Below are 25,488 nucleotides of genomic sequence, written 5' to 3'. Positions count from 1 at the left end.
CGCAACAGCTCATACCACGTCATGGTTGGCCGAAGCCTTGTCGCACTTAGTGGTTAAGTACGAGAGTGAATGGGGTGGCAGCATGGATAGATGGGTAGCCCTGACCCGATCGTGAAGGAACGGGCACCGATCTGGCAGAGTGAATTGGAACGGATTCAAAAACTGCAATGGTGGAATCAACAGGTCGCCGCGGTCAAGGATTTCCCATCCTCGTCGGCGACTGCTTGGCACTTTCATCCCATTGGGCTTATCGGAAATTTTGCGTCCGGCTGTCTCTGTGGGAGAGATTTATCGATGAAAGAACTCGACTTCGTTTGCTCTGATAAAGCCAAGTCGAATGGATTGTTTTGCAGTGCATTTGACCCGACCTTACGCGGTACGGACAAACAAGAGTTCCTCGCGTTGCTGAATCTCTACATGAATGAATTCGAAATAACGACTTGCCTTAGAAAGGTGCATTTCCTCGCGCAGGTTGGTGTTGAGTGTGGCGGTTTCGATACCAACGAAGAGGGCCGCAATCGAGATGGCTCAATGCCAGCCACACGGGCCGGCTATCGGGGAGGTTCTGTTCGAAAAGGCCGTAAAATTGGTCGCGCAGGCTAGGGGAAGAATTTTGGCGGAGAGTAACTGAGATGAAGAGGCTATTTTTCGCATTTCTATGCGTTGTTGGCATGCGCTTCGCTGTCGCCAGTGGTGCGCCTAGCTTGATTGGAAATTTTGCAACGAGTCAGGCGTATTCTGGTGATTTTACGGCGGAGCCGGCAAAAGACTCTGACGGTATAACGCCGATTTGGCATACGATAATAACCCTGAAGATAAGCGGGGCGGCGTCTCCTATTGTATATAAGTATGATACGGACTGTGGTCCCGTTGTGAGTGCGAGCAAGATTGGCGTCTTAGTGATCGTCGATCATTGTGGGGCTGCGGACGGCGATGTGACATATAATTACGTTATCCCCGTTGGCGGCGAGTTGAGGTCCATTGGGAAAGTGCATATCGGGCTCATTGGTAACCAAGCAAGCTCCATTGATGTCAGCGCGAACGAGCATTTGTCTCGAGATGTCATAAATCATTTGGTCTTGATGGCGGTCAACAAAAATCCGAACGCATTTGGCGAGGACGGGGGCGATCACTACGGTGAGGCGGCTTTCCTGTTTTTGAGAGGGGGCGGGTTTAAAGGAAGTGTTGGTTACCGAAATCTTGAAGGTTTGCTGAATAAGGTGAAGCCTGAGAATGACCCGCTTTTTTATCGAAAATTGAGATCTACTCTTGACTCTGGCGTTGGAGGTAGCATTGACGCGAGTTCAGCCCCGATTCTTAGTTTGCATGGTAGAAAAATAATAAGCGACAGGGCATACTTGTTTGACGCGCCTTCGGCGGCGACAATCTCCAAAGCCTATTTGATAAAAGGTGATGATGTCACCGTTATTGGGCCGTCGCCGGACGGAGGGTACTGCCAAATTATATATGTCATGGCAAATAGAAAGGAATTGAGGCGATGGATTGAGCGTAAGAGCGTCGAATCTTGCAATTGATTTTTATCTGATTATTACGGTGCGCATGGTTGGAGGTAAAGTGTGGTTGGCGCACCATGCGATATGGAACTAAGTTGCCTCGATGCCGATTCGCGGGATGTACACGCATGTTTGCCAAACGTGATTTCGTAGTTTGCTTTGCTGCCTTAGCGTCCTTAAACGCTGCAGCGTTAGGTGCGCCGATGCCGCTCTTCGGTAACTGTGATGCGAACGGTGAATGTTCAGCGGAGTTCACTCGACCTTTGCAAGAAACGAGACCCGTCTGTGGGACGAACATTGTATCCATAGCATGGCGAAAAAATTCATCCGTGATTCTGCTTCAATGCGTTGGATCGGATACCGCAGAGGAAAACAAAAATTTTCTCGTCGATGGCGATAGTGTGATTGGTTTGAATTACGGACGTTACGTTAAGGTTGGATTTTTACAGCAAAGCCAAGATGTTGTCGTGCCCGATAGATTTGGATCGACGCCACTTTGTTCGCCGGCGGACAGGAAGAAATTGTCCGCGAGTATGTTCGTTTTGCTTGACAAGCGGCCAGGCGAATCAGGAATGGCGTACTGTTATGACATCACCTACCTATCGTCGGTGGCGGGTGTGTTTCACCTCGACACGAATGCGAGTCCGATAATAGCGAATGATCGAGATCATTTCATGGCGCGCGTGCCAAGTCGCACAAAGCGACAGATAAAGCGCCTAGTAGAAATATTTAGTGGGTGGAGGGTGTGGCAGCTTGTCCAACCGTAGCCCAACTGCAATGGTTGCGATGCTGCGACTGAACTCGATCCAGACCTTTAACCCTCATCCACTCTGCGAATTTGACGCGAAAGGTGATTGATCATGATGAACGGAGGTACTCGCAATGTGTGAGCGTCGGATGAAAATATTCTGTGCTGCATTCGTTATCGTATTTCTTTATATAAGGCCTGCCTTAGCTCAATCTGGCGAGAAAACGTTGTGCGCCTCGTTTGAAGACATTTACTTCAGTTGCCCGGTAAAAGATAAAGTAATTTCGGTTTGTGCTTCAGGGAATGTCTCCCCTGAAAACGGGTACGTTCAATATAGAATTGGCCGACCTGGTCATGTGGAATTTCAATACCCAAGCACACCGGTTGTCCCGAAAAATAAACTCGCGATAAGTGATATATTCGGTGGAAATTTAAACATAGTTCATTTGAAATTCAAGTCTGGAAAATATGACTATGTGATCTACCAGGGCAATGTTAGTGGTGTTTATGTCAAAAAGAATGGGAGGCGGCTGGTAAATTTGACGTGCGACGCAGGGGACTATCAAACAATCAGCCCGAGAGCCAAGCGTGGAATCGAAACCGTTCCCCCTGTCGATGATATTGATGACTGATGGGTATTGTTGATCATCGCCAAATTCCTAGTGTTTTGTTGTTGAGTCGTATCCGATGGGGTATTGTTGGCGTAGCCGCATTAAAATTTGAGGTTCAGGGCGATTCTTGAGTCGAAAAACTGCCAATACGATGGTTGCTGCGTTAACGCTTGCGGCGCTCCCGTGCTTTGCGTCGGCGGAAATATTTTCCGCTGATGTGGGGCACGACGGCCAAGTTCATAAGGTGATCGTGTCGCAAGAAGGACATTTGGGCCCTGTGGAAATATATGAGAATGGGCGCGAGGACACACGCGTAAACGGACGGGGAATGAAAAACAAGTATTCGATATTTTTCTTTCTGTTGCTGGCATTAGCCGCGATTTCGGCTGCTGCATCGGAGGCTCAGAGCCGTTTTGTGTTCCCGGGCGGAGGCTCATTACTCTTCTCTGCGCCCCTTGGAGCTAACGATAGGGCGAAGTTTGGGCCTGGTTGGAAGCGGGCTATATATTTTAATTCGAAAGGAAAAAGCATTAATCTTCTGCCGATGGAGTCGTTTACATCGGAAGAGGGGATTGTGTACGAGAACGATTTTTCGCCACAAATCTCCCCGACTGGTAGATATGTCGCTCTAGATGTTATCAGAGCGCTAATGGTTTCTTCCCGGCCGGGCGATAAGCCGACCGCTCAGTCGAGGCAGTACTGTCCCGTGCTGGATACGCAGACAGGATGCATCGTCAGTATGCAAACGGGGGAGCTTTGCGGTGGCGAGTGGAACAAGGGACGCGACTCTTGGGTCGTGGGCGGCAAGGATCAGGACGATGTGGACGGTGCGATGCTGAATTACGATTTCGACAGCGCGAATGTTCTGTGGCAAGGATATCTCGCGGCAAGTATGAGTTCCAGTCAATATTCGATTAAATCTGCGCTGAAAGACAATTTGGGCGCCGAGAATATGATAGCGTGTGAACCTCCAAGTTCGGTAAATAGAGATGCATACGCGCAAATTGCTCGTCAGCTAAGAAGGGAAGGGGATCAGCGCGACGCGAAGTACATTGAATCCAATCTCGCACAAGCCGCGCAGGATAAAATGCCCGTGCCAACTTCGAAGATTGTCGTCGACAAGGCGCCACTATACGATCAGCCGGATGAAACGTTCAAGACGAGGATGTATCTTGTGAAGGGGAACGAGGTTGTGTTGTTGGACACAAACAAGTTAAATTGGATTCTCGTCAAATACGTTAATAAAGATGGTGTGAGTATATTAAAGTGGATGAAAGCCGATTCTGTAAACTTACCTGAGTCAGCTTCGTAGATTTCGGGCTTCGCTGGATTGAATCGACCGGCAGCTAAAACGCGTGTTGGCCCCACGGTCCAGGCCGGCGAGTTATCATGGCGGGTGGTCCGAGTGATGTTGAAAATGAGTACGATAAAAATCCTTTGTAAGCTATCGCTTGTGACAGGTGTGGTTTTTGCGCTTTCCGCGAACGCGGAACCACTGCATGGAAAATTCACCAAAAATCAAGCATACTCCGCAGAATACTCCGTAAGTTCAGGCGAGAATTCCGATGGCATGCGGATAGAGCGCGTTACGGTCACCGTCCATATCGAAGAAAACCGAGCCCCGCTAACCTACGAGTATGATGCGGATGATTAACCGTCGGTTGAAGCAAGCCCGCTCGGCTTCTTGTCGATAATTGTAAATTCCGGCGGCATGGAGGGACACGTGACCTACAACTATTTGCTGCCGTACGAGGGCGTCTTAGTGTCTGTTGGAACCGTGCAGACCTCGCTTCATCTTGGCAAGGTGCAATCCATCAATGTCGTGAAGAGCACAAAAATGTCTTCGGCTGATGTAAGCCGAATAGTATCGAACGTAGTCGATTCTGGCGCGGATGTCTTTCCTAGTACGGAAGATCCATATGCTAGCGCGGCGTTTTTGTTCTTGGGGTTGAAGTGTCGCGGTGGAAAGGACTACTCATCGTTGAAGATGCTGCTGACGGAAAAAGACATAGCAGACGATCCTGTCTTCTATCGAAAGCTTCGCGCCTCTATCTGTATGCGTAACAATGGCGCACGGCGTTAAGGTCTGCTGGCTGACAAACCACCACATATGCGCCCCGCAACTTCCCTATAACCGGTGACCCATCATGATGAACCTTATCCGACTAGACGACCCCACCGACCACGGCGGCAAGGTGATCACCGCCTCGTCCACGATGCGTTTCGATGGCAAATTCGTCGCTCGCAAGGGCGACCGCGTGTCTTGCCCGAAGCACCCCGACGTCGAACCCAACGTGATCCTCGAGGGAGACGAATCGATGACGGACAACGGGATTCCCATTGCTCGTCACGGCCACCAAGCGACGTGCGGATGCCATCTCATCTCGAGCCTTGCCTAGCCGTGCAACGAAAAGCCCCATGCTGATCACCCCGGACCTCCTGCCTTCGGCCGGCACCGCGCAATGCGACCCATTCGTGGTGCGGTGCGCGGACGAACACGCGCCGACCAGGCTCGTGAGCGAATGGACGTTTCGTCGACGGCCGTTGGTGCGCTGCTACCTCAGTGCATTCGATGCCCTCATCGACACCGTGGCGCTCTGTGCGGGAAGCGATAGCCTCTATCAAGCGGTTAGTGTCTCCGACATCCCGGAGGACGCCCCAATCGATGGCGACACGCAGCGCTCGATCGTCGTGCACCTCGGATGGCGAGCGCGAAACTATCGCGTTTTGCAGCGGCCGGACGGCCGGCTCGTCGGTCTAGGCTGGGTGCAGCCCCCATGTCCGGCGGGGCCGAGCATCGAGATCGATCGCAGGATATTCTTCACGATGTCGCAGCTATTCGAGTCTGCCGGCCTGTTCGCTTGGCGCGAAGTCAACCAACTGCTTGCCCGCCGCAGCAAACTGCGCTGGGCGACGAACGCGTTGCAAGCGATCAATAGCAGCCATTCAGATAGAGACACGGATGCGAATGATTACGACCAAATCGCGATGTTCGATCCAGAGGCATGCGAGTGGCATTTTGTGCCGCGCTATCGCCTCCCGGGCGTACCGTTCTGAGCCGCCGTCGCCCGTCCGCGATCAATCATCGCGTTGCCATCCCTCGCGGTCATATTGCTTCGATGCACCCCGCCCGCGGCATGCCCTGCCACAGATCGACCCCGGTATTCGATGAACGAAGCAACAGCTCGAGCTATTCGTTCGTCATCAAATACGGTGCAAAGAACTGTTCCATCAAGGCTCCAAACGTGGCCATGCTTTTACCGGCGAATGCGTATTCGTCCAATATGAGCGTCAGCTCGAGCCCGCGAACGAGCGACGGCGCAGGCGGGCCGGGTATCACCAAATGCTTCGCGTGCGGCCAGAGGTTCGGTATGGTAACGAAATGCGGTTTTGTCGGCGGCGACTGTCACTCAAACCTGTGAGAAATGCGAGGCTTCACACGCTAGCTAGCGGCCATTCCAAAGAAATCGGAATATTCTGAATGGCAGCACCATCGCTCGGTGCCGATTGGCTCCCTTCGTAGGCAATCCGTCATGCCGCCTCTCGCCCGATCTGCTGCGCCGCCGCATCGCTTCAACCCTAGCAATACCCAACCATTCGACACGCGATACCAGAGCCCGCCCCACCCGGCCCCCGGCCACCGTTGCCTATACTCCAAAGATCACGCGCACCCGCCGCAAGCGAGCGAGGCCAGCCCATGACCGATCTTTCGATGCCCCAACGTCTCGGCCCTACGCGGCCCACGCCGGGCCCGCGTCTGCGCTTCGTCACGGCCGCCGCGCTGTTCGACGGGCACGACGCCGCCATCAACATCATCCGGCGCATCTTGCAGGCGAGCGGCGTCGAGGTGATCCACCTGGGCCATAACCGATCGGTGGCCGAAATCGCACGCGCCGCGCTCGACGAGGACGCCGACGCGGTCGCCGTCTCGAGCTACCAGGGCGGCCACGTCGAATACTTCAAATACCTCGTCGATTCGCTGCGCGAAGGCGGTGGCGAGCGCATCCTTGTATTTGGCGGCGGCGGTGGCGTGATCGTCGCCGACGAGATCGACGAACTCATGCGCTACGGCGTCGAACGCCTCTATTCGCCGCAGGCAGGCCAGCAGCTCGGGCTCCAAGGGATGATCGACGACATGATCGCCCGCTGCGCGAAGGCCGCCGCGCACGCCGATTCACATACGCAGGACGATCCCGCCCAACTGCTCGCAAGGCTCGGCAGCGGCAGCCCCGAGGCCAGACGCGCCCTCGCGCAACTCATTAGCGCTTTCGAAAACAACCGAGCCGATGCCGCGACGCGCGCGGCGCTCGCCGAACGCATCCATGCCGCGCCGCCTGTCCCGGTCCTTGGCGTCACCGGCACCGGCGGCGCCGGCAAATCGTCGCTGACCGACGAACTCGTGCGGCGCTTCCGGCTCGACTACGGCGATACGCTATCGATCGCGGTCCTCGCGATCGACCCGTCGCGCCGCAAGTCGGGCGGCGCGCTGCTTGGCGACCGCATCCGCATGAATGCGATCGGCGACTGGCGCGACGGCCCGCGCGTGTTCATGCGCTCGCTCGCCACGCGCGAGGCGGCCAGCGAATTGCCCGATGCGATTCCCGACGCCATCGCGGCGTGTAAGGCAGCCGGTTACGACCTAGTCATCGTCGAGACTTCGGGCATCGGCCAGGGCGACGCCGCCATCGCGCAGGTGGCCGACCGATCGCTCTACGTGATGACGCCCGAGTTCGGCGCGGCCAGCCAGCTCGAAAAAATCGACATGCTCGACTTCGCCGATTTCGTCGCCATCAATAAGTTCGATCGCAGCGGTGCCTTCGATGCGCTACGCGACGTCGCCAAGCAGATGCAGCGCAACCGTGAGGCCTTCGGCGAAGATCCGGAACGCATGCCGGTAGTAGGCACGATTGCGTCGCGCTTCAACGACGATGGCGTGACGGCCCTTTACCGGCGAATCGCCGACGGGTTGCGCGAGTTCGGCTTGCGCGCCCCCGAGCCCGCACCGAGACTCCCGCGGCTAGACGTTCGTCACTCGCGCGAAGGCGGTGCGATCGTGCCGGCTGCGCGGGTTCGCTATCTGTCCGAGATCGCGGAGACTGTCCGCGCCTACCGTGCAAGCGCGCTCGAGCAGGCGCAATACGCGCGCGAACGGTGGCAACTCGTCGAAGCGAAGCGGATGGCGATGGTGGGCGACGGACCGGGTGCAGCCGGTTCCGTAGCCGCGAGCCTCGATGCGCTGATCGCCGAACGCGATGCGCGCCTCGGCGCACGCGAACGCGCGTTGCTCGATGCCTGGCCGCAAACCGTGGCCGAATACGCCGGCGAGGAGCGCGTCGTCTCGATCCGCGGCCGCGAACTGCGCACGCCGCTCACCGTGACGACGCTATCGGGCACGTCGATCCGCAAGGTCTCGCTGCCGAAATTTGTCGATCCCGGCGAGACGCTGCGCTGGCTCATGCTCGAAAACTTGCCCGGTTATTTCCCCTTCACGGCCGGCGTGTTTCCCTTCAAGCGCGAGAATGAGGATCCGACTCGCATGTTCGCGGGCGAGGGCGATCCGCCCCGGACGAATCGCCGCTTCAAACTGCTCTCGGAGGGCATGCCCGCTCGACGTTTGTCGACGGCGTTCGATTCGGTGACGCTCTACGGCGAAGATCCCGACGAGCGTCCCGATATCCACGGCAAAATCGGCAATTCGGGCGTATCGGTCGCCACGCTCGACGACATGAAAACGCTCTACGACGGTTTCGATTTGTGCGACCCGGCGACATCGGTATCGATGACGATCAACGGCCCCGCGCCGACGATCCTGGCCATGTTCTTCAATGCGGCGATCGATCAGCAAATCGAGCGGCTGCGCGCGCGCTACGAAGCACAGGGGCGCGAGCCGAGCGACGAAGAGATCGCGCACACGCGCGCTCATGCGCTGCGCGAAGTGCGCGGCACGGTGCAAGCCGACATCCTGAAGGAAGACCAAGGCCAAAACACCTGCATCTTCTCCACGGAGTTCAGCTTGAAGACGATGGGCGACGTGCAAGCGTATTTCATCGAACACGGTGTGCGCAATTTCTATTCGGTCTCGATCTCGGGCTACCACATCGCCGAAGCGGGCGCGAACCCGATTACGCAACTGGCCTACACGTTAGCAAACGGCTTCACGTACGTCGAAGCCTACCTCGCTCGCGGCATGGCGATCGACGCATTCGCCCCGAATCTGTCGTTCTTCTTTTCGAACGGCATGGAGCCCGAATACACGGTACTCGGCCGCGTGGCACGCCGCATTTGGGCCGTGGCGATGCGCGAGAAATACGGCGCGAACGAGCGCAGCCAAAAGCTGAAGTATCACGTGCAAACGTCGGGCCGTAGCCTGCATGCGCAAGAGATCGCCTTCAACGACATCCGCACGACGCTGCAAGCGCTCATCGCGATCTACGACAACTGCAATTCGCTGCACACGAACGCATTCGACGAAGCGATCACCACGCCAACCGAGGCGTCGGTGCGCCGTGCTATCGCGATCCAGCTCATCATCAATCGCGAATGGGGCTTGGCCAAGAATCAGAATCCGAACCAAGGCAGCTTCGTGATCGAGGAACTGACGGATCTCGTCGAAGCGGCGGTACTGGACGAGTTCGACCGGCTGACTTCGCGCGGCGGCGTGCTTGGCGCGATGGAAACCGGCTATCAGCGCGGGCGCATCCAGGACGAATCGATGCGTTACGAGCATCGCAAGCACGACGGCTCTTATCCGATCGTCGGCGTCAACACGTTCGTTGGCGAGGAGGCCTCCGTTGCGCATGGGCCTTTGTTGCTCGCGCGCTCCACGAGCGACGAGAAGCGTAGCCAACTCGACCGTCTGCGTGCCTTTCATGCGCGTCATCGGGACGAGGCCGGTCCGATGCTCGACCGGCTACGTCGCGCTGTGATGAACGACGAGAATGTGTTCGCCGTATTGATGGACGCAGTCCGTGTGTGCTCGCTGGGACAAATTACGCACGCGCTGTTCGAGGTAGGCGGGCAGTATCGGCGCACCATGTAGGCGCGCCGTATCGACGAACCGCTCCTCCAAGTCGCATTCGACGAATGCTCAAGCGGCGACAGGCGCCGACAGCAGCGTGGCGATTTCGTCGACGATCCCACCTTCCGCCAGCGCTTCGCCGGGCCGATTGCCGAATGCGACGGCTGCGCCGCGAAACTCCATCTTCAGGTACTCGGCGGTGAAGCGCAGCGAGTCGATCAATGGCGCGGCGACGCGTCGGTTTTCGTCGCTGACGGTCGTCACGACCGACAACCGTTTGCCTGCCATGCGCCGCATGAAATCGGCGCCCGGCACGCGCATCCACGCGCTCCAATAGTCGAGATACAGTTTGGCGTCCGCGGGCAGGCTGTACCAATAGAGCGGCATGGCGAAGACGAGATGCGAAGCCGCGAGCGTGCGCTCGAGCAGAAGGGCTTCGGTGCCGGTCGGCGTTTCGTAGACAGGCGCCGGCTCGTGTCGAATATCGACAAAAGGCGGCAGCGGATAGTCGCGAAGGTGCAACCAGTGCTGCGTGGCGTCGGCAGGCAAGCCGGCAGCGGCTAGGCGAACCAGTTGTTCGGTGTTGCCGTTGCCGCGCGCGCTGCCGAGCAAAAAGAGAAACGATTCGTTGGCATTCATCGGGAGTCCTAAGCGTATCGAACGATCGGAATGCCAGCATAGGTGGACGCGCGCCGTGGCGACAAACGAGATTTTTCGGCGTCGGATTAGTTTCGCTAAACTGACGCGATGCCGACTGCCATCTCTGTCCACAATCTGCCGCTGAGCGCGCTGCGCGCGTTCGAAGCGGCCGCTCGTCTAGGCAGCTTCAAGGCCGCGGCCGCGGAATTGTTCGTGACGCCGGCCGCCATTAGCCAGCAGATCGTCGCGCTCGAAACCTACGTGGGCGCGGCGCTGTTCGATCGGCTCAATCGGGCGGTGCGCCTCACGCCGACCGGTGCCGCGTTGGCGAAGGAAGTGTCCGGCGCATTTGCGCAGCTTCAGACAGCCTTGATGGCGGCGGCGCCCGTGCGCGTGCAGGAGCGCAATACGCTCGTGATCAGCGCAGTGCCTTCGTTTGCGTCGCGTTGGTTGGCGCCCCGGCTCGATACATTTCATCGGCGTCATCCGTACATCGAGGTGCAATTGCTGGTATCGGAAGCGCTTGTCGATCTCGCGGCCGATGGGCGGGTGGATCTGGCATTGCGCTATGGGCCGGGGCCGTATCGCGAGTGGGAGGCGCAACGGCTCGCATTTGCCGATCTAGTCGTGCCCGTCTGCAGCCCGTCGGTGCGGGCCAAGCTGCCCGCGGAACTCTCGCAGGCGGGGGGAGCCGTGCCCGCGCCGCTCGTGCGCGTGACGTTGCCGCCGTCGGCGGCCGGTGGGAGGCCGAGCCCGAGCCCGAGTCCGAGCCCGAGCCCGAACTCGGCTCCCAATGCAAGCAGCGGCCGGCCCGACAACGTATGGACTGCCTGGCTCGCCGCTACGGGCCTGACCTCGCCCGAGTGGGGCGCGGCCGCCGAATCGGGGCCGCTTTATAGCGTGATGCATTTGGCGATCGAAGCCGCGATCGCCGGCCGCGGCATTGCACTCGCGCCATTCGCGCTCGTCGCCGACGATCTCGCTGCCGGCCGGCTCGAACGCATCGGCACGGCCCAGGTGCCGGATGCGAACGCGTTCTGGTTGCTGATCCGCAAGGCGCGAGGCGACAAACCCGCGGTGCGCGCTTTCGCCGATTGGCTGTGCGGCGAGGTCGCTAGCGCCCGGCGCCCGCTCGATCGCGATTTCGACTAGCGCAGCGAGAGCCGCGCGCGCGCGTCGTCGTATTCGCGCTTCAGGCGCGCGACGAGTTCGGCCACGCTCGGCACGTCGTCCATCAAGCCGACGCCTTGCCCCGCGCCCCAGATGTCCTTCCACGCTTTCGCCTTGTCGCTGCCGAAGTTCATCTTGGTCTTATCGGACTCGGGCAGCGCATCTGGATCGAGCCCGGCGTTGACGATGCTCTCGCGAATGTAATTGCCGTGCACGCCCGTGAATAGGTTCGTGTAGACAATGTCCGACGCGCTCGCATTGACGATCGCATGTTTGTAGTCGTCGATGGCGTGCGCTTCCTGGGTGGCGATGAAGCGCGTGCCCATGTAGGCCAGATCGGCGCCCATCGCCTGCGCGGCGAGAACCGAGCCGCCGTTCGCGATCGAACCCGAGAGGACGATCGGACCGTCGAACATCCGCCGCACTTCGCCGACCAAGGCGAACGGCGAGGTCGTGCCCGCATGGCCGCCCGCACCGGCCGCGACCAGAATCAGCCCATCGACGCCGGCTTCGAGCGCTTTCTGCGCGTGCCGCAGGTTGATGACGTCGTGCAGCACGATGCCGCCGTAGCTGTGGACGGCATCGATGATCTCCTTGGCGGGCGCCCGCAAGCTCGTGATGAAGATCGGTACTTTGTGCTCGACGCACACGCGCACGTCATGCTCGAGCCGCGCATTGGATTGATGGACGATCTGATTGACCGCGATCGGCCCGATCGTCGCGCCGGGGTTCGCCGCACGGTGTGCGGCCAACGCCTCGCCCATTTGCGTGAGCCATTCGTCGAGCAGTTCCGCGGGGCGGGCGTTCAACGCGGGGAACGACCCGACGATGCCGGCCTTGCATTGCGCCAGCACCAGTTCGGGGTAGCTGACGATGAACATGGGCGACGCGACGACAGGCAGCGTCAGATTCTGTAGAACGGCAGGCAAGGCCATGACGCGTGTCTCCTCTTCATTAAAAGAACGAACGTTCGAATTATAGGCGATCCGAACGCGGCGCTTGTGCCTCTGGGCTTTCGAGTGAGTGCTCTGGTTCTACGTTTAGTGGCGCTCCGAACGAGCGCGCGCCCCTGACGCTTCTAGAATACGAAAGGTTCGAACAACGATAAGAGGCAGGAGCGAGCGCTATGAGTTTCGCCGACTTTACTCCGTTTCGCGTCGACGCCGGCGGCGTCGATATCTTCGGTCTGACAGGCGGAGAGGGTCCCCCTTTGTTGCTGCTGCACGGGCATCCGCAAACGCATCGGATTTGGGATCGCTGCGTCACGCGGCTGGCCGAGCACTTTACCGTGGTCGCTACGGATCTTCGTGGCTACGGCCAATCGGGCAAGCCCGCGAGCGATCCGACGCATGCGGCCTATTCGAAACGGACGATGGCGGCCGATCAAGTGGCCGTGATGCGTCATTTCGGGTTCGATCGCTTTCTCGTGTGCGCCCATGATCGCGGCGCGCGCGTGGCGCATCGGATGGCGCTCGATCATCCCGACGCGGTCGAGCGCATGATGCTGCTCGATATCGCGCCCACGCTGGCGATGTACGAAGGCACCGATCGCGCGTTCGCGACGGCCTACTTTCATTGGTTCTTCCTGATCCAACCTGAGCCGCTGCCCGAAACGCTGATCGGGGCAGACCCCGAGGCCTACGTCAAAGCCGTAATGGGTGGCCGCCATGCAGGGCTGGCGCCGTTCGAGCCCGATGCGTTGCGCGCTTACTGCGACGCCCTATGCGCGCCCGGTGCCGTGCATGCGATGTGCGAGGACTACCGGGCCTCGGCGACGATCGATCTCGAGCACGACCGTGCCGACCTGGAACGGGGCCGCAAGATAGGATGTCCGCTGCGGGTGCTGTGGGGGGCGGAAGGTGTCGTGGCGCGGTGTTTCGACCCACTCCACGAATGGCAGCGCGTGGCGCGGGACGTGAGCGGCCGCGCACTCGCATGCGGTCATTACATTCCTGAAGAAGCGCCCGATGCGCTGATCGCCGAGATTCACGACTTCTTCGAGGCGGACGAATCGGGCGAACGGATGGTGAAGCCCGAGCGCCATATCAACGAACGCCGCGCTTGAGCGCACGCGGCGCTTTCTCCGGCGCCATTTCCTTGCGTGCCTCGGCGGGCCCGAGCGGGGGCAAGCGCCTTCCCACCGGCGTCGCCTTGACGATGGCGGTACTCGTCTCGGCGCGCTCGCCCACTTTCATCAAGATCTCGTCGAGTTCTTCGATCGTGCGCAAAAAGAGCCGGCAGATGAAGCAATCGTCGCCGGTGACTTTGTCGCATTCGACGAATTCGGGAATGCGCCGGATCTCGTCTTCCACGAGATGGAGCTGCCCCGGTAGCGGCTTCACGCGCACGATCGCCTGCAAGGTGTAGCCCAGCGCGCGCGGATCCACCTGTACCGTGTAGCGTTCGATCACGCCTTGGGCTTCGAGGCGGCGCAGCCGCTCGGCCGTACTGGGGGCCGACAGCCCGATTTCTCGGGCGAGGTCGGCGACAGGCATGCGCGCGTCTTCCGCCAGCAAGCGCAGCAGCGCGCGATCGGTGGCATCGAGTCCGGCGGCCGGTGCGCCACCCGCAAGGCGTTTTGACATATCGGCCTTCGTTTCGAAGAAAGAATGTGCGATTTGCCTAAGTTTATCCATGTCTGGATGGGTTTGGAATCGCTAGACTGATTGCATCGATCTTCAACGCGCGGCCCGCTCCCAGTGGGGCGCAAAGCGAGCGTGGAGACGGCTACGAACCTCCAGCATAGGTGCATCCATGGCTAACCAGACAGGCAAGGACATTCGGCGCGGCGCCTTCGAGATGATCGCCGCGATGTTGATCTCGGGCACGATCGGGTGGCTTGTCGTCGCGTCGGGGCAATCGCCGCAAAACGTCGTGTTCGTGCGTTGCGCACTCGGCGCGCCCACGCTCGCGGTTATCTGCGTGGCGCTCGGCTTGGTCCGCAAGGACATGCTGAGCTGGCGCACGCTTGCGCTTTCGGCGGCGGGCGGCGCGGCGATTGTCGCGAACTGGGTCTTGTTGTTTGCCGCGTATTCGCGGGCGTCGATCTCGATGTCGACCGTCGCCTACAACACGCAGCCGTTCATGCTTGTCGCGCTCGGCGCGGTGGTGTTTCGCGAGCGCATTACGGCATCGACGGCCGCGTGGCTCGGTGTCGCGTTCGTCGGGCTGATGTTGGTGGTGAAGGTTCAGCCGGCCGTGCTGGCCGTGCCGGGGCAATATCTCGAAGGAATCGGCTATGCGCTGGGCGCGGCGTTCTTCTACGCCGTTTCGTCGATCATTACGAAGCGGTTGAAGGGCACGCCGCCGCAATTGATCGCGTTGGTTCAAGTCACGCTTGGCGTGTTCCTACTCGCGCCGTTCGTCGATTACCATGCGCTGCCCGGGACCTTCATGCCGTGGGCCGATCTGGCCACGATCGGCGTCGTGCATACGGGGCTCGTGTACGTATTGCTCTACGGGGCGATTCAGAAACTGCCGACGCGAATGACGGCCGCGCTCTCGTTCATCTACCCGATCGTTGCGATCGTCTGCGACCGGTTCGCGTTCGGACAGACGCTTGCATGGGTTCAATTGGCTGGCGCTGTGTTGATCCTGCTCGCGGCCGCGGGCGTGAACTTCGGCTGGCCGATCGTACCGATGCGGCGTGAGGGCGCCCGTGGGGTTGCCGTTAAGCGCGACGCGTACCGCACCGCTCGATGCGACTGAAAGCCGCTTTCGCCGATCTGCAGGGAAATCACCGATGCGTCGCGGCCGGGCGCATCGGTATGATGACAACTGACGCTGATCACGTCGGAAATTGCGCCGTTCGTCCTCGATGATGAACGGCTTTCTTTTTGTCCGGCACTTACGCGCGCAGGGCCACATCTACGACTGGCGCACCCGTCATCGCAATCAACTCCTGCGGCGATAGGTTGAATACCGCATGCGGGTGGCCCGCCGCAGCCCACAGGCTTTCGAGTTGCAGCAGATCCGAATCGATCAGCGTGACCGGTGGCGTCAAATGCCCGATCGGGCAGACGCCGCCGATCGCATAGCCCGTTTTTTCCCGCACGAATTTGGCGTCCGCCCGCGCGATGTCGCCGACATGCTGCGCCACCTTCTCTTCGTCGACACGATTCGCGCCGCTCGCGACGACGAGCACGGGCGCATCGTCGTCGCGTCGCCGGAACAAGATCGATTTCGCGATTTGCGCCACGGAGCAGCCGAGCCCCGCCGCGGCCTCGGCGGACGTCTTGCCCGTCTGCGGCAGCATGACGACCGGCTTTTCGTGGCCGCATTCGCGCAGCAGGCGCGCGACGCGTTGTGCCGAATCGGGCAGCGCGACCAGCGGCTCGGATGCGTCCGATACATCGGGCATGTTGGTGGGCGTGAACTGCGGATGCTCCATGTCTCGTTCGTTCATCACGTTTATTGTTCGTAGCGTTTCGCGTTCGCGATCTAATGGCGGTTGCGTCCCGAATTCACGCGGCGCATGCGGCATTGGCCGCCTTCGCGAGCAGCGCACGTCCTACGCGCGAAGCGTTCGTGCGCCCGATCGACTTCGAAATGAAATCGCCGATCGCCACGACAGCGTCGAGATCGATGCCCGTCTCGATGCCGAGCCCGTTCATGAGATACAAGACGTCTTCCGTGGCGACGTTGCCCGTGGCGCCCTTCGCATAGGGGCATCCACCGAGCCCGGCCACCGACGCGTGGAAAATCTCGATACCTTCGAGCAACGCTGCGTAGATGTTCGCGAGTGCTTGGCCGTATGTGTCGTGAAAATGCCCGGACAGTTGCTCGCGCGGGAACACCTTCGTCACGGCCGCGAACACTTCGCGCGTGCGTCCCGCCGTGCCGACGCCGATCGTATCGGCGATGTCGATTTCATCGCAGCCGAGCGCCGCCATGCGCTGCACGACATCGACGACGGCCGGCACCGGTACGTCGCCTTGATACGGACAGCCGAGCGCGCAGGAAATGCTACCGCGCACGCGCATGCCGCTTTCCTTCGCGGCGCGTGCGACGGGCTCGAAGCGCGCGATACTTTCGGCGATGCTGCAGTTGATGTTCTTTTGCGAGAACGCCTCGCTGGCCGCGCCGAAGATGACGATCTCATCGGCATGCGCGGCGAGCGCACCGTCGAAGCCCTTCATATTCGGCGTGAGTACGGAGTAGGTCGTCCCCTTGCCGCGCTCGATGCCGGCCATCACTTGCGCGCCGTCGGCCATCTGCGGCACCCACTTCGGCGAGACGAACGAGGCCGATTCGATGTTGCGGAAACCGGCTGCGGAAAGTCGATTCACGAGGTCGATCTTGACCTCGGTCGGCACGAACTCCTTCTCGTTTTGCAACCCGTCGCGCGGGCCGACTTCGACGATCTTGACTGCGTTCGGTAAAGACATGGAACGTCTCCTCGATGGTATTCGTTTGGAATGCTAAGCAATCGGGCCCCGCAAGAAGCGGCGCACGAACGGGCGCCGACGGACGAGCCGATCTGTCTGAATTCAGTAGCCGCGCTGAGGATCGACGATGCCGCCAATCGCCTCGCCGCGAGCAAGCGCTTCAATCTTACGCGCAATTTGAACCGCTGCCGGCTCGGGCAAGGTCAGTGCGGATATATGCGGGGTGATTGTCACGCGCGGCATGCGCCAGAACGGATGGTCCTGTGCGAGCGGTTCCTGCGCGAACACGTCGAGCGTCGCGGCGGCGAGCCGGCCGTTATCTAGGGCCTCGATGAGATCGGGTTCGACGAGGTGGGTGCCGCGAGCGAGGTTGACGAGGTAGGCGCCTCGCGCGAGATGCGAGAACGTTTCGCGGTTTAGGATGCCGTCCGTTTCAGGCGTGCTCGGTAGCAGGTTCACGAGCAGCTTCAGGCCGTCTAGGAAGGCCGGCAGCGTATCGCGGCCCGCGAACGTGGCGACGCCTTTGATCGTCTTCGCACTGCGGCTGTAGCCGCGGACCGGGAAGCCGAATGCCGCTAGCGCGCTGGCGACGTGGGCGCCGAGCGCGCCGAGGCCGAGCACGCCGATAGGGAACGATGCGCGTGGGTGCGGTTCTAGGGCTTGCCATGGCGCGCCGGCGCCTGAAACGGTGCAGGCTCGCTGCGCGAGGTCGTACTCGTCGAAGCGGCGCTGGTAGCGCAGCGCGGCATGTAGCGCGTATTCGGTCATTTGATCGGCCATGCCGGTGTCTTCTAGTCTGACGATCGGCACGCCAGGCGGTAGCGTACCCGGCCGGCGACGTTCGAGCGCGAGTAGCGCGTCGACGCCGGCTCCAAGCAGGAAGATGGCGCGTAGGTGCTCGCGGCCCGCGAACAGCTCGGGCGGGGGGCGCCAGAGCACAGCGTAATCGGCCGCGTGCGTGTCGCCCGGCGCCCATACGCGGATCTCGGCCGAGGGCAATTCGCGGGCGAATAATGCGAGCCAGTGGCTCGCGTCCGCGATTTCGGGTTTGTAGAAGAGAATCTTCATCTAATCGGGGGCGTGCTGCGCACGGCTCAGGCGATTGAGGACGGGCGTTATTTTACGGCCGGCCTCGGTCGTTGGTGAGGGCCATGCGGGGAGGGAGGCGATGCGGGAGTCGATGCGGGAGTCGATGCGGTGGGCCGCACGCCCCGTCGTGAAACCTGTTTTCTTATCGGTCTATTAGCGTCGCCCCTCCGCGGGGCAGCGGTCACTTTTCTTTGTCTTCCAAAGAAAAGTAACCAAAAGAAAGGCGCGTCCTTGGGCGGACAGCAAAGGTTGTCTACCCACTCGCCCACAATGACAGTCAGGCCCTAGGCGCAGGCAGAGCCACGCACGTGATCGCTACCGCCACGTCTAAACTGCCCCGTCCCCGTAAAACGATCGACAGGGCCTTCCGACAGGGCCTTCCGGGCGAAGCCGCCTCGATGGCGGCTTTCGCCTCTCGCCCATAGTTAGTGGCCGCAGCCGCCCGTGCACGACTCGCCCGATTCGGCCGGGATCGGGCTGCCCGTGCGCATGCCCAGGCGATCCAATAGCCGACGGTCCGCATCGGCCTGCGGGTTGCCCGTGGTCAACAATTGTTCGCCGTAGAACATCGAATTGGCCCCCGCCAAGAAACACAACGCCTGCAACGCATCGTCCATCTGCTGGCGCCCCGCCGAAAGTCGCACCACCGCACGCGGCATCGTAATGCGCGCCACCGCCACCGTACGCACGAACTCGAACGGGTCGATCGGCTCAACCTCGCCAAGCGGCGTACCCTCGATCGCAATCAAATTGTTAATCGGCACCGACTCAGGATACGGATCCATGTTGGCCAACTGCGCAATCAACCCCGCTCGCTCGCGCCGCGATTCCCCCATGCCCACAATGCCGCCGCAACAAACGTTAATGCCCGCATCCCGCACCCGCTCAAGCGTATCCAGCCGCTCCTGGTAGCTGCGCGTCGATATGATCTGTCCGTAAAACTCGGGCGACGTGTCGAGGTTGTGGTTGTAGTAGTCCAACCCGGCCTCGCGCAACGCCTTCGCCTGATCGTCCTCCAACATGCCCAACGTCACGCACGTTTCAAGTCCCATCGCCTTCACGCCCCGAATCATCTCCTTGATCGGCTCGAGATGCCGCTCTTTCGGACTGCGCCAAGCCGCCCCCATGCAAAACCGCGTCGCGCCACTTTGCTTCGCCGCACGAGCCGCTTCGAGCACCGCATCCACCTCCATCAATTTCTCGGCTTTCAAGCCCGTGTCGTAGTGCGACGATTGCGAGCAATACTTGCAGTCTTCTTCGCATCCGCCCGTCTTGATCGACAGCAACGTCGAAAGCTGTATCTCGTTCGCGTCGAAATGCTCGCGATGCGTCTGCTGTGCCCGATACAGCAAATCGTTGAACGGCAATTCGTACAGCGCGATCACGTCGGCGACGCGCCAGCGCGGCGTCGCGCTAGCCTTCGATTCGTTGCCGCGTGCCATATCGCGGTCGGGCAAGGCACTCTGCATAACGTGTTGAGCTTCAGTCATATCGTTGATCCGGTTGGGAATCGATTGAGTCGAAAAGCAAGGTGGGGAGCCGGTCAGCCGGCGTGCGCTCGCAACGCGCGTAAAAGCATGGACATATCGAGGTACGCAGCGGCATGCTCCGCGGACGGCGGCGCTAAGTGCGGGATCGTTCCGAGCAACGGCACCCCATGCTCGCGTTCCAACCACGCACGAATCGTCTCGACGTTTTCGTCGGCAAAACGCATCGCCGGGTCCACGATGTTTGCCACCCAGCCCGCCAAATGCAGACCACGCGCGGCAATCGCGTCGGCAGTCAGCAACGCATGGTTGATGCAGCCAAGCCGCACGCCGACGACGATCACCACCGGCAACCCCAGCGCAAGCGCAAGGTCCGCCGTATCGCGACGCCGATCGAGCGGCACACGAAACCCGCCCACGCCCTCGACAACCACCACGTCGGCTCGCCGCAGCGCCTCCCGGTGACAGTCGACGATCGGCGCGAGATCGAGCGTGCGGCCCTCTTGCGCGGCCACGATGTGCGGCGCGGCCGGCGCTTTCAGCAAATAAGGCGTCCTCATTTCAGGCGGCAGCAACGCACCCGCTGCCGCATCCAGTTGATCGGCGTCCTCGTTGTGCCACGTGCCGTCTTCCGCACTGAAATACGCACCCGCGGCAATCGGTTTCATCGCGGCAGCCGACAAGCCGGCCTTGGCAAATCCGCGCAACAACGCACACGAGACCAGCGTTTTGCCAATCTCGGTATCGGTGCCGGTAACAAACAGGGAAAGCGGCGGGTTCATGCGGATGCTCCACAGCGAACGAGGGCGGCCTGCAGGCGGTCGAGATCGTCGAAGCCGTGCCCCGCCGACAGCGAAATACGCAGGCGCGATGTGCCGGCCGGCACCGTCGGCGGCCGGATGGCCGGTACCCATAATCCGTCGGCGTCGAGGCGAGCGGCGAGCGCAAGCGTCTCTTCGTTGCCGCCGATAATCAGCGGCTGCACGGCCGTCGGCGAATCGATGGGGCGCCATGGCGTCGACCGCAAGATCGCACGCGTGCGTTCGATCAGGGCGTCCAGATGGCGGCGGCGCGCATCGCCTTCCTCGCCCGCGATCAGCGCAAGACTGGCACAGACGGCATGCGCCTCGGCCGGCGATGCGGCCGTCGTGAAGATGTAGGGGCGCGCGCGCTGAAGCAGCCATTCGATGACGGTCTCGTGAGCGATGACCGCGGCGCCCGCCACGCCCACAGCTTTGCCGAACGTGCACAGATAGACGAGATTCGGCGAGCGCAACGCGGCCTGTGCCACCTCGCCGCGGCCCTGCGGCCCGAGCACGCCGAACCCGTGCGCATCGTCCACGAGCAGCCACGCACCATGGCGCTCCGCCAATTCGACCAGCCGGGCGAGCGGCGCAAGGCTGCCGTCCATGCTGAAGACGGCATCGGTCACGATCGCCTTGACCGGCGTATCGGAGGCTTCGAGCATCGCCGCGAGCGCTTCCGTGTCACCATGCGGATAGATTTGTACCTGCGCGCGCGAGAGCCGCGCACCGTCGATCAACGACGCATGGTTCAGCGCATCGGAAAACAACGTCGTTCCGCGTCCGGCTAGCGCCGTCACCGCGGCGAGATTCGACATGTATCCCGTCGAAAACGTCAAGGCGCGCGGCGCATCCACGAAACTGCCCGCGAATGTCGCGAGCGTCTCCTCGAGCACCGCATGCGCACGCGAATGGCCGCCCAGCAGATGCGAGCCGCCGCTGCCCGAGCCGTAACGGCGCGCCCCCTCGGCAACCGCATCGGCCAACAGCGGATGCGCGGCGAGCCCCAAGTAATCGTTGCTCGCGAAACCGACGATCGGCCGGCCGCCCACCGTCATACGCGCGGCACACGGCGTATCGGCGACGCGGCGCCGGCGCGTCAACCCGCGCGCATCGAGATCGGCGAGCCCCTCGCGCAAGGTATCGAGTAGCATCATCGGCGTGCTCCCTGCCCCAACGTGGCTTCGAACGTCTCGCAGGTACGCGAGGCAAGCAGCGCAATCGTTTCGGAGTCCAAAATATAGGGGGGCATTAAGTAGACGGTCGTGCCGATCGGCCGCAACAGCAGTTCCCGCGAAAGCGCTTGCTCGAAGAACCGGCGCGAGAAGGTGCGCGCGGCGTCCCCGTCCAGCACGGCGTCGAAGGCAATGATCGTCCCCGTCCGGCGCACGGCACGCACGGCTTCGTGTGCGCGCAGCGGAGACAGCGCCTCCATCAACATGAGCGCCTTCTTTTCGTTTTGCGCGAGGACGTCGTCGCGCGCGAACAGATCGAGCGTCGCGAGCGCGGCGCGACAAGCAAGCGGATTGCCCGTGTACGAATGCGAGTGCAAAAAGCCGCGCGTGGTGTCGTCGTCGTAGAACGCGGCGTAGATCTCGTCGCGCGACAGCACGAGCGACAGCGGCAGGTAACCCCCGCTGATGCCTTTCGACAAGCACAGGAAATCCGGCCAAATGCCCGCCTGTTCGCAGGCGAAAAACGTGCCGGTGCGGCCGCAGCCCACGGCGATTTCGTCGGCGATCAGATGCACGTCGTGCTCGTCGCACAGCTTGCGCAATCCGGCTACATACGCGCGATCGTGCATCGCCATGCCCGCCGCGCACTGCACCAGCGGCTCGACGATCAGCGCGGCAATGCGCGAGCCGTGCGCATCGAGCAGCGCGCGCACGTCGTCCAACGCGCGCCGAGCCACGTCGCCCGCGTTTTCGCCCGGCTCGGCACGGCGTGCGTCGGGCGAAGCGACGATATGCGCCGAGCGGATCAACGGATCGTAGGCATGCTTGAACAAGGCGACATCGGTCACACCGAGTGCGCCGATCGTCTCCCCGTGATAGCCGTTCGCCACGCAGACGAATTCGCGCTTGTCCGATCGCCCCCGATTGCGCCAGTAGTGAAAGCTCATCTTCAACGCGATCTCGACGGCGCAGGCGCCGTCCGATGCGAAGAAGGCATGGCCCAGCGTGCCGTGCGTGAGCGCGGAAAGGCGCTCGGCCAGTTCGACCGCGGTTTCGTGCGTGCACCCTGCCAGCATCGCGTGCTCGAGCGTGTCGAGCTGGGTTTTTAGCGCCGCGTTGATATCGTCGTTCGCGTGACCGAATAAGTTGACCCACCACGAACTGATCGCGTCGAGATAGCGACGACCCGCGCGGTCGTATAGCCAAGCCCCTTTGCCGCGCGCGACGGGGATGAGCGGTAGCCGCTCGTGATGCTTCATCTGCGTGCAGGGATGCCACACGGCCGCAAGGCTGCGGGCGACCCAATCGCGCTCGGCCTCGCCTGCGCCGGGCGGCGCTTGCGTTCGACGATCGTTGGTTAGTTCTCTGCTCATGCGCTGTCCAATCACCGCTCCGTGGCATGAAAGCCGCGCGCGCTCGCGCCCCATTCATGCGAAAAGCGCGCGACAGGTCTGCTGATTGTCAAACTCGACCCACGCCGCGCGAACAAAAACGGCGTGAGATTAACGTGTTCGGCGCGCGATTGCACCTACCCGCGCAGGCCGCTCCGGCTAGCCGTTCGGCACGGTTCGAAGCAGCTAGCGACGCTTTGGAAACGATCGACCGAAATCGGCTCAGATAGCGACGGCAGAGTGACCCCCTGCATCAGAAAAAAATTTGCTGTCGCGTAGCTGGAACCGATTTCCAGGCACTAGGCACGCGTACGTGCAACGCGCCGACGGGCGCGTTCGACAGAAGAAAGGGAGAAATGGGCGAAGAATTGGCGCTAGAACGCGGCTCGCGAACTCGGGAAGTTCGCGCACCCAACGATCGGATCAATCGCGGCTGGCCAGTGCCGATTCGCTGGCGCTGTCGGAATGGGACGAGGAGGCCGTTTGCGAAGCGTTCGTCGAGGAGGACGAGCCGTTCCAAACGACGTGATCGTCCACGGCGTAAAGCCGGCACGGCGAGTTGCCGTTTTCCTTGCGGCAGTTGTTCAGTGCGACCGACATCGGGTTGTCGCCGCCTTCCGCCCACGACCACGCACCCGAGGACGACACGGCAAACGCGCGGGTGGGGTATTGGTTCAAGAAGTTCCGATAAGCGGCACGTCCGGCCGCATCGAGGTAGGGCACTGCGCTGACCGCATCGATCGCCGCAAAGCCGGACGGCTGCGGTGCCGGCGGGGCCTGGACTTCGTACTGCACGCGCGTGGGCATGCCGATCCGTTCGAGAAACGCCTCCACGGAGGGCCACCAGATGCGCACGCCGTCGCGATCGACGACAAGCCGATGCGCATCGTTCTTGTAATCGCCGAAGTCGACCATGCGAGCGGGGGCGCCATGCCCGACGTAGCCCGCATACATGCGCTTCGTCAAATCGCGGCTCCAAACGGAGTCGTTGTCGCCGTAGATCCAGAGCGAAGGCACGTGCACGCTTTCGCCGTATTGCTCGAACGCATGCGTGAGGTTGTCTTGCCAGCCGCTGCAAGCGTCCTGTCGCAGGCCGCCCGAGAAATTGATGAGCCCCCGAACGCCCGGCACCGCGCTCGTGCCGTACGCCATCGTCGTCAGGCCGCCGTGCGAAGTGCCGGCCACGACGATATGCGATGCATCGACGTACGATCGGCTCGCCATGAAGGCAATCGTCGCCTTGACGTCGTCGGCTTGCGCGATCCCGTTTTTCTCGACGTCGCAGCCTTCCTGGCGATACGTACCGCCGGATTCGGCGAAGCCTTCGCGATTCGGCGCGACGACGACGTAACCGCGCCGCACGAATTCGCGCGCGAACGAAAGCGGGCGGCTGCGCGGCTGCGAACGCGGATCGCCTTCGATCTTCCCGTGATTGAACACGACGAGCGGAAACGGTCCTTGCCCGTCGGGTTTGTAGATGGTTGCCTCGAGCGTGATCGTGCCGGCCGCGTCGACGGGGATGCGCACGATCTGTTCGTTCATGTTCCCCGCGAGTGGGGGCAACGCGTACGCGTCGTTGCCGAACTCGAGCGGTGCCACGCTTGCACGGCCGAGCGGCCGCGTGTCGTTCGATGCGAGCGTCAGCTCGCGCAGCGTATTCGCGTCGCCAGGCGCCGTGGCCGTCGCGCCCGCAAAAGCGCTTACCCATGCGCACGCGCACAAACAACCGACGAATACGTTCTTCAAACCCATGCGCGTCTGCCCTGATTACAAAAAAGCGCCGCTACGGCAAGCGGGGCACCCATGGCGCGCCCGACCTGCTCAGTATCCGCGAGCCCTTCGCGATGCCGTTGCCCGAAAAGAGCCCGGCACCGGCCGCAATTCGCCCCATAGGCAGCGGCGGGGTGGCGGCGGCCAATCGGGGGATGCGACGGGAGTGGGGGGTACAGCGGCGATGCAGCGCCATCGTAGCGTCGCCGAAATATTCTGCGCAATGCAGGAGAACCCGGGGCGCGACGCGGCCCGGGTCGATGTGTCGGCAACTTTTGCCGAAGCAAAGGCCGCCTAAAAATGTGTGCGAGTTAGTGCTCGCTGACGTCGCCGTCCACGTAGCGCCAGCGTTCGTCCTCGCCGCGCACGAAGCGGCTGACTTCGTGCAACCGGTGTCCGCGGCCCCCTTGTTTGTAGCGGGCGACGAATTCGACGATCGCGTGCCGCGCGTCGCGCGTTTCGAATCGCTTCACTTGCAAGCCGAGCCAGCGCGGCGCATCGGCGCTGTCGGTGTCGACGTCGAGATCGACGGGACAGGTGGCAGGGTCCCATGTGGCGCGCAAGTAGTCTGTGGCGCCGAGCACATAGGCGGTGTAGCGCGAACGCATCAATTCGAGCGCATTCGGGGCGCGGGCGTCGCCCGCGAGATAGGGCCCGCAGCATGCGTCGAACCGCGGCGCGCGCGC

The 25,488-nt window shown here is 61.5% G+C and carries 24 protein-coding genes; 11 read left to right on the top strand and 13 right to left on the bottom strand.

Annotated features, from left to right (window positions below):
• Positions 1 to 90: 90 nt before the first annotated feature.
• The 7 genes from ACTHN9_RS11710 (at position 91) to ACTHN9_RS11680 (ending at position 5,930) form a co-directional block, all read left to right on the top strand.
• On the top strand, positions 91 to 603 hold the full coding sequence (locus ACTHN9_RS11710; protein ID WP_440536925.1) for a hypothetical protein: 513 nt from the start codon (positions 91 to 93) through the stop codon (positions 601 to 603).
• 29 nt (positions 604 to 632) lie between these two features.
• On the top strand, positions 633 to 1,535 hold the full coding sequence (locus tag ACTHN9_RS11705) for a hypothetical protein (RefSeq protein ID WP_440536924.1): 903 nt from the start codon (positions 633 to 635) through the stop codon (positions 1,533 to 1,535).
• A gap of 861 nt (positions 1,536 to 2,396) precedes the next feature.
• Positions 2,397 to 2,894, top strand: coding sequence for a hypothetical protein (locus ACTHN9_RS11700; RefSeq protein WP_440536923.1), 498 nt, complete (start codon positions 2,397 to 2,399; stop codon positions 2,892 to 2,894).
• A 307-nt stretch (positions 2,895 to 3,201) separates the two neighbouring features.
• Positions 3,202 to 4,185, top strand: a complete 984-nt coding sequence (locus tag ACTHN9_RS11695; protein WP_440536922.1) for a hypothetical protein — start codon at positions 3,202 to 3,204, stop codon at positions 4,183 to 4,185.
• A 411-nt stretch (positions 4,186 to 4,596) separates the two neighbouring features.
• Positions 4,597 to 4,956: a hypothetical protein gene (locus tag ACTHN9_RS11690; RefSeq protein ID WP_440536921.1), complete on the top strand. Its 360-nt coding sequence runs from the start codon at positions 4,597 to 4,599 to the stop codon at positions 4,954 to 4,956.
• Positions 4,957 to 5,020: 64 nt separating this feature from the next.
• The gene (locus tag ACTHN9_RS11685) at positions 5,021 to 5,272 is read left to right on the top strand and encodes a PAAR domain-containing protein (RefSeq protein WP_440536920.1); all 252 of its coding nucleotides are present in this window, start codon (positions 5,021 to 5,023) and stop codon (positions 5,270 to 5,272) included.
• A 19-nt stretch (positions 5,273 to 5,291) separates the two neighbouring features.
• Positions 5,292 to 5,930 carry a hypothetical protein gene (locus ACTHN9_RS11680; RefSeq protein WP_440536919.1) on the top strand — a complete coding sequence of 213 codons (639 nt, stop codon included), beginning with the start codon at positions 5,292 to 5,294 and terminating at the stop codon, positions 5,928 to 5,930.
• 133 nt (positions 5,931 to 6,063) lie between these two features.
• Here ACTHN9_RS11680 and ACTHN9_RS11675 read toward each other — a convergent pair whose 3' ends face one another.
• Entirely contained in the window at positions 6,064 to 6,213 is a 150-nt protein-coding gene (locus ACTHN9_RS11675) for a type VI secretion system baseplate subunit TssF (protein WP_440537009.1), read from the bottom strand.
• A 357-nt stretch (positions 6,214 to 6,570) separates the two neighbouring features.
• Between ACTHN9_RS11675 and icmF the strand changes: the two genes are divergently transcribed.
• Positions 6,571 to 9,912: a fused isobutyryl-CoA mutase/GTPase IcmF gene (gene icmF / locus ACTHN9_RS11670; RefSeq protein WP_440536918.1), complete on the top strand. Its 3,342-nt coding sequence runs from the start codon at positions 6,571 to 6,573 to the stop codon at positions 9,910 to 9,912.
• 48 nt (positions 9,913 to 9,960) lie between these two features.
• On the opposite strand, the gene ACTHN9_RS11665 is transcribed toward icmF, so the two are convergent.
• On the bottom strand, positions 9,961 to 10,530 hold the full coding sequence (locus tag ACTHN9_RS11665) for a flavodoxin family protein (protein WP_440536917.1): 570 nt from the start codon (positions 10,528 to 10,530) through the stop codon (positions 9,961 to 9,963).
• Positions 10,531 to 10,638: 108 nt separating this feature from the next.
• Here ACTHN9_RS11665 and ACTHN9_RS11660 point away from each other — a divergent pair, with 108 nt between their 5' ends.
• Positions 10,639 to 11,682: a LysR substrate-binding domain-containing protein gene (locus ACTHN9_RS11660; protein WP_440536916.1), complete on the top strand. Its 1,044-nt coding sequence runs from the start codon at positions 10,639 to 10,641 to the stop codon at positions 11,680 to 11,682.
• Here ACTHN9_RS11660 and ACTHN9_RS11655 read toward each other — a convergent pair.
• Positions 11,679 to 12,635 (bottom strand): NAD(P)H-dependent flavin oxidoreductase, encoded by a 957-nt coding sequence (locus ACTHN9_RS11655; RefSeq protein ID WP_440536915.1) that lies wholly within the window; start codon positions 12,633 to 12,635, stop codon positions 11,679 to 11,681. The two genes, ACTHN9_RS11660 and ACTHN9_RS11655, sit on opposite strands and share 4 nt — an antisense overlap.
• A 191-nt stretch (positions 12,636 to 12,826) precedes the next feature.
• Here ACTHN9_RS11655 and ACTHN9_RS11650 point away from each other — a divergent pair, with 191 nt between their 5' ends.
• Entirely contained in the window at positions 12,827 to 13,765 is a 939-nt protein-coding gene (locus ACTHN9_RS11650) for an alpha/beta fold hydrolase (protein ID WP_440536914.1), read from the top strand.
• Here ACTHN9_RS11650 and ACTHN9_RS11645 read toward each other — a convergent pair.
• Positions 13,746 to 14,285, bottom strand: a complete 540-nt coding sequence (locus ACTHN9_RS11645; protein ID WP_440536913.1) for an Lrp/AsnC family transcriptional regulator — start codon at positions 14,283 to 14,285, stop codon at positions 13,746 to 13,748. The two genes, ACTHN9_RS11650 and ACTHN9_RS11645, sit on opposite strands and share 20 nt — an antisense overlap.
• 169 nt (positions 14,286 to 14,454) lie before the next feature.
• On the opposite strand from ACTHN9_RS11645, the gene ACTHN9_RS11640 reads away from it, so the two are divergent.
• A complete protein-coding gene (locus tag ACTHN9_RS11640; protein ID WP_440536912.1) occupies positions 14,455 to 15,408 on the top strand; it encodes a DMT family transporter in 954 nt (317 codons plus the stop codon).
• 139 nt (positions 15,409 to 15,547) lie between these two features.
• Here ACTHN9_RS11640 and ACTHN9_RS11635 read toward each other — a convergent pair whose 3' ends face one another.
• From ACTHN9_RS11635 to ACTHN9_RS11595, 9 genes are all read right to left on the bottom strand, one after another.
• The gene (locus ACTHN9_RS11635; protein WP_440537008.1) at positions 15,548 to 16,060 is read right to left on the bottom strand and encodes a YbaK/EbsC family protein; all 513 of its coding nucleotides are present in this window, start codon (positions 16,058 to 16,060) and stop codon (positions 15,548 to 15,550) included.
• A 103-nt stretch (positions 16,061 to 16,163) separates the two neighbouring features.
• Positions 16,164 to 17,087, bottom strand: a complete 924-nt coding sequence (locus ACTHN9_RS11630; protein WP_440536911.1) for a hydroxymethylglutaryl-CoA lyase — start codon at positions 17,085 to 17,087, stop codon at positions 16,164 to 16,166.
• Positions 17,088 to 17,189: 102 nt separating this feature from the next.
• Positions 17,190 to 18,155 carry a 2-hydroxyacid dehydrogenase gene (locus ACTHN9_RS11625; protein WP_440536910.1) on the bottom strand — a complete coding sequence of 322 codons (966 nt, stop codon included), beginning with the start codon at positions 18,153 to 18,155 and terminating at the stop codon, positions 17,190 to 17,192.
• A 446-nt stretch (positions 18,156 to 18,601) separates the two neighbouring features.
• On the bottom strand, positions 18,602 to 19,618 hold the full coding sequence (bioB, locus tag ACTHN9_RS11620; RefSeq protein ID WP_440537007.1) for a biotin synthase BioB: 1,017 nt from the start codon (positions 19,616 to 19,618) through the stop codon (positions 18,602 to 18,604).
• Between the two features lie 101 nt (positions 19,619 to 19,719).
• Positions 19,720 to 20,445, bottom strand: coding sequence for a dethiobiotin synthase (gene bioD, locus ACTHN9_RS11615; RefSeq protein WP_440536909.1), 726 nt, complete (start codon positions 20,443 to 20,445; stop codon positions 19,720 to 19,722).
• The gene (gene bioF / locus ACTHN9_RS11610; protein WP_440536908.1) at positions 20,442 to 21,623 is read right to left on the bottom strand and encodes an 8-amino-7-oxononanoate synthase; all 1,182 of its coding nucleotides are present in this window, start codon (positions 21,621 to 21,623) and stop codon (positions 20,442 to 20,444) included. The genes bioD and bioF overlap by 4 nt, the downstream gene beginning before the upstream one ends.
• Entirely contained in the window at positions 21,620 to 23,014 is a 1,395-nt protein-coding gene (gene bioA, locus ACTHN9_RS11605) for an adenosylmethionine--8-amino-7-oxononanoate transaminase (RefSeq protein ID WP_440536907.1), read from the bottom strand. Before bioA ends, bioF begins: the two co-directional genes overlap by 4 nt.
• A 441-nt stretch (positions 23,015 to 23,455) precedes the next feature.
• A complete protein-coding gene (locus tag ACTHN9_RS11600; protein WP_440536906.1) occupies positions 23,456 to 24,784 on the bottom strand; it encodes a dienelactone hydrolase family protein in 1,329 nt (442 codons plus the stop codon).
• Between the two features lie 329 nt (positions 24,785 to 25,113).
• Positions 25,114 to 25,488, bottom strand: a 375-nt coding sequence (locus ACTHN9_RS11595; RefSeq protein ID WP_440536905.1) for a YchJ family metal-binding protein, incomplete at its 5' end; no start/stop codon positions are given.

Source organism: Trinickia sp. (assembly GCF_051953405.1).
GTDB lineage: Bacteria > Pseudomonadota > Gammaproteobacteria > Burkholderiales > Burkholderiaceae > Trinickia.
Note: the sequence above shows the minus strand (reverse complement) of the source record. Positions and strands in the feature narration are given on the sequence as shown.

Bases quoted from the DNA above. Each gene is read 5' to 3' on its own strand.
- ACTHN9_RS11710 (WP_440536925.1), top strand. From the start codon at position 91: ATGGGTAGCCCTGACCCGATCGTGAAGGAACGGGCACCGATCTGGCAG.
- ACTHN9_RS11705 (WP_440536924.1), top strand. From the start codon at position 633: ATGAAGAGGCTATTTTTCGCATTTCTATGCGTTGTTGGCATGCGCTTC.
- ACTHN9_RS11700 (WP_440536923.1), top strand. From the start codon at position 2,397: ATGTGTGAGCGTCGGATGAAAATATTCTGTGCTGCATTCGTTATCGTA.
- ACTHN9_RS11695 (WP_440536922.1), top strand. From the start codon at position 3,202: ATGAAAAACAAGTATTCGATATTTTTCTTTCTGTTGCTGGCATTAGCC.
- ACTHN9_RS11685 (WP_440536920.1), top strand. From the start codon at position 5,021: ATGATGAACCTTATCCGACTAGACGACCCCACCGACCACGGCGGCAAG.
- ACTHN9_RS11680 (WP_440536919.1), top strand. From the start codon at position 5,292: ATGCTGATCACCCCGGACCTCCTGCCTTCGGCCGGCACCGCGCAATGC.
- icmF (WP_440536918.1), top strand. From the start codon at position 6,571: ATGACCGATCTTTCGATGCCCCAACGTCTCGGCCCTACGCGGCCCACG.
- ACTHN9_RS11665 (WP_440536917.1), bottom strand. From the start codon at position 10,530: ATGAATGCCAACGAATCGTTTCTCTTTTTGCTCGGCAGCGCGCGCGGC.
- ACTHN9_RS11660 (WP_440536916.1), top strand. From the start codon at position 10,639: ATGCCGACTGCCATCTCTGTCCACAATCTGCCGCTGAGCGCGCTGCGC.
- ACTHN9_RS11655 (WP_440536915.1), bottom strand. From the start codon at position 12,635: ATGGCCTTGCCTGCCGTTCTACAGAATCTGACGCTGCCTGTCGTCGCG.
- ACTHN9_RS11650 (WP_440536914.1), top strand. From the start codon at position 12,827: ATGAGTTTCGCCGACTTTACTCCGTTTCGCGTCGACGCCGGCGGCGTC.
- ACTHN9_RS11645 (WP_440536913.1), bottom strand. From the start codon at position 14,285: ATGTCAAAACGCCTTGCGGGTGGCGCACCGGCCGCCGGACTCGATGCC.
- ACTHN9_RS11640 (WP_440536912.1), top strand. From the start codon at position 14,455: ATGGCTAACCAGACAGGCAAGGACATTCGGCGCGGCGCCTTCGAGATG.
- ACTHN9_RS11635 (WP_440537008.1), bottom strand. From the start codon at position 16,060: ATGCCCGATGTATCGGACGCATCCGAGCCGCTGGTCGCGCTGCCCGAT.
- ACTHN9_RS11630 (WP_440536911.1), bottom strand. From the start codon at position 17,087: ATGTCTTTACCGAACGCAGTCAAGATCGTCGAAGTCGGCCCGCGCGAC.
- ACTHN9_RS11625 (WP_440536910.1), bottom strand. From the start codon at position 18,155: ATGAAGATTCTCTTCTACAAACCCGAAATCGCGGACGCGAGCCACTGG.
- bioB (WP_440537007.1), bottom strand. From the start codon at position 19,618: ATGGCACGCGGCAACGAATCGAAGGCTAGCGCGACGCCGCGCTGGCGC.
- bioD (WP_440536909.1), bottom strand. From the start codon at position 20,445: ATGAACCCGCCGCTTTCCCTGTTTGTTACCGGCACCGATACCGAGATT.
- bioF (WP_440536908.1), bottom strand. From the start codon at position 21,623: ATGATGCTACTCGATACCTTGCGCGAGGGGCTCGCCGATCTCGATGCG.
- bioA (WP_440536907.1), bottom strand. From the start codon at position 23,014: ATGAGCAGAGAACTAACCAACGATCGTCGAACGCAAGCGCCGCCCGGC.
- ACTHN9_RS11600 (WP_440536906.1), bottom strand. From the start codon at position 24,784: ATGGGTTTGAAGAACGTATTCGTCGGTTGTTTGTGCGCGTGCGCATGG.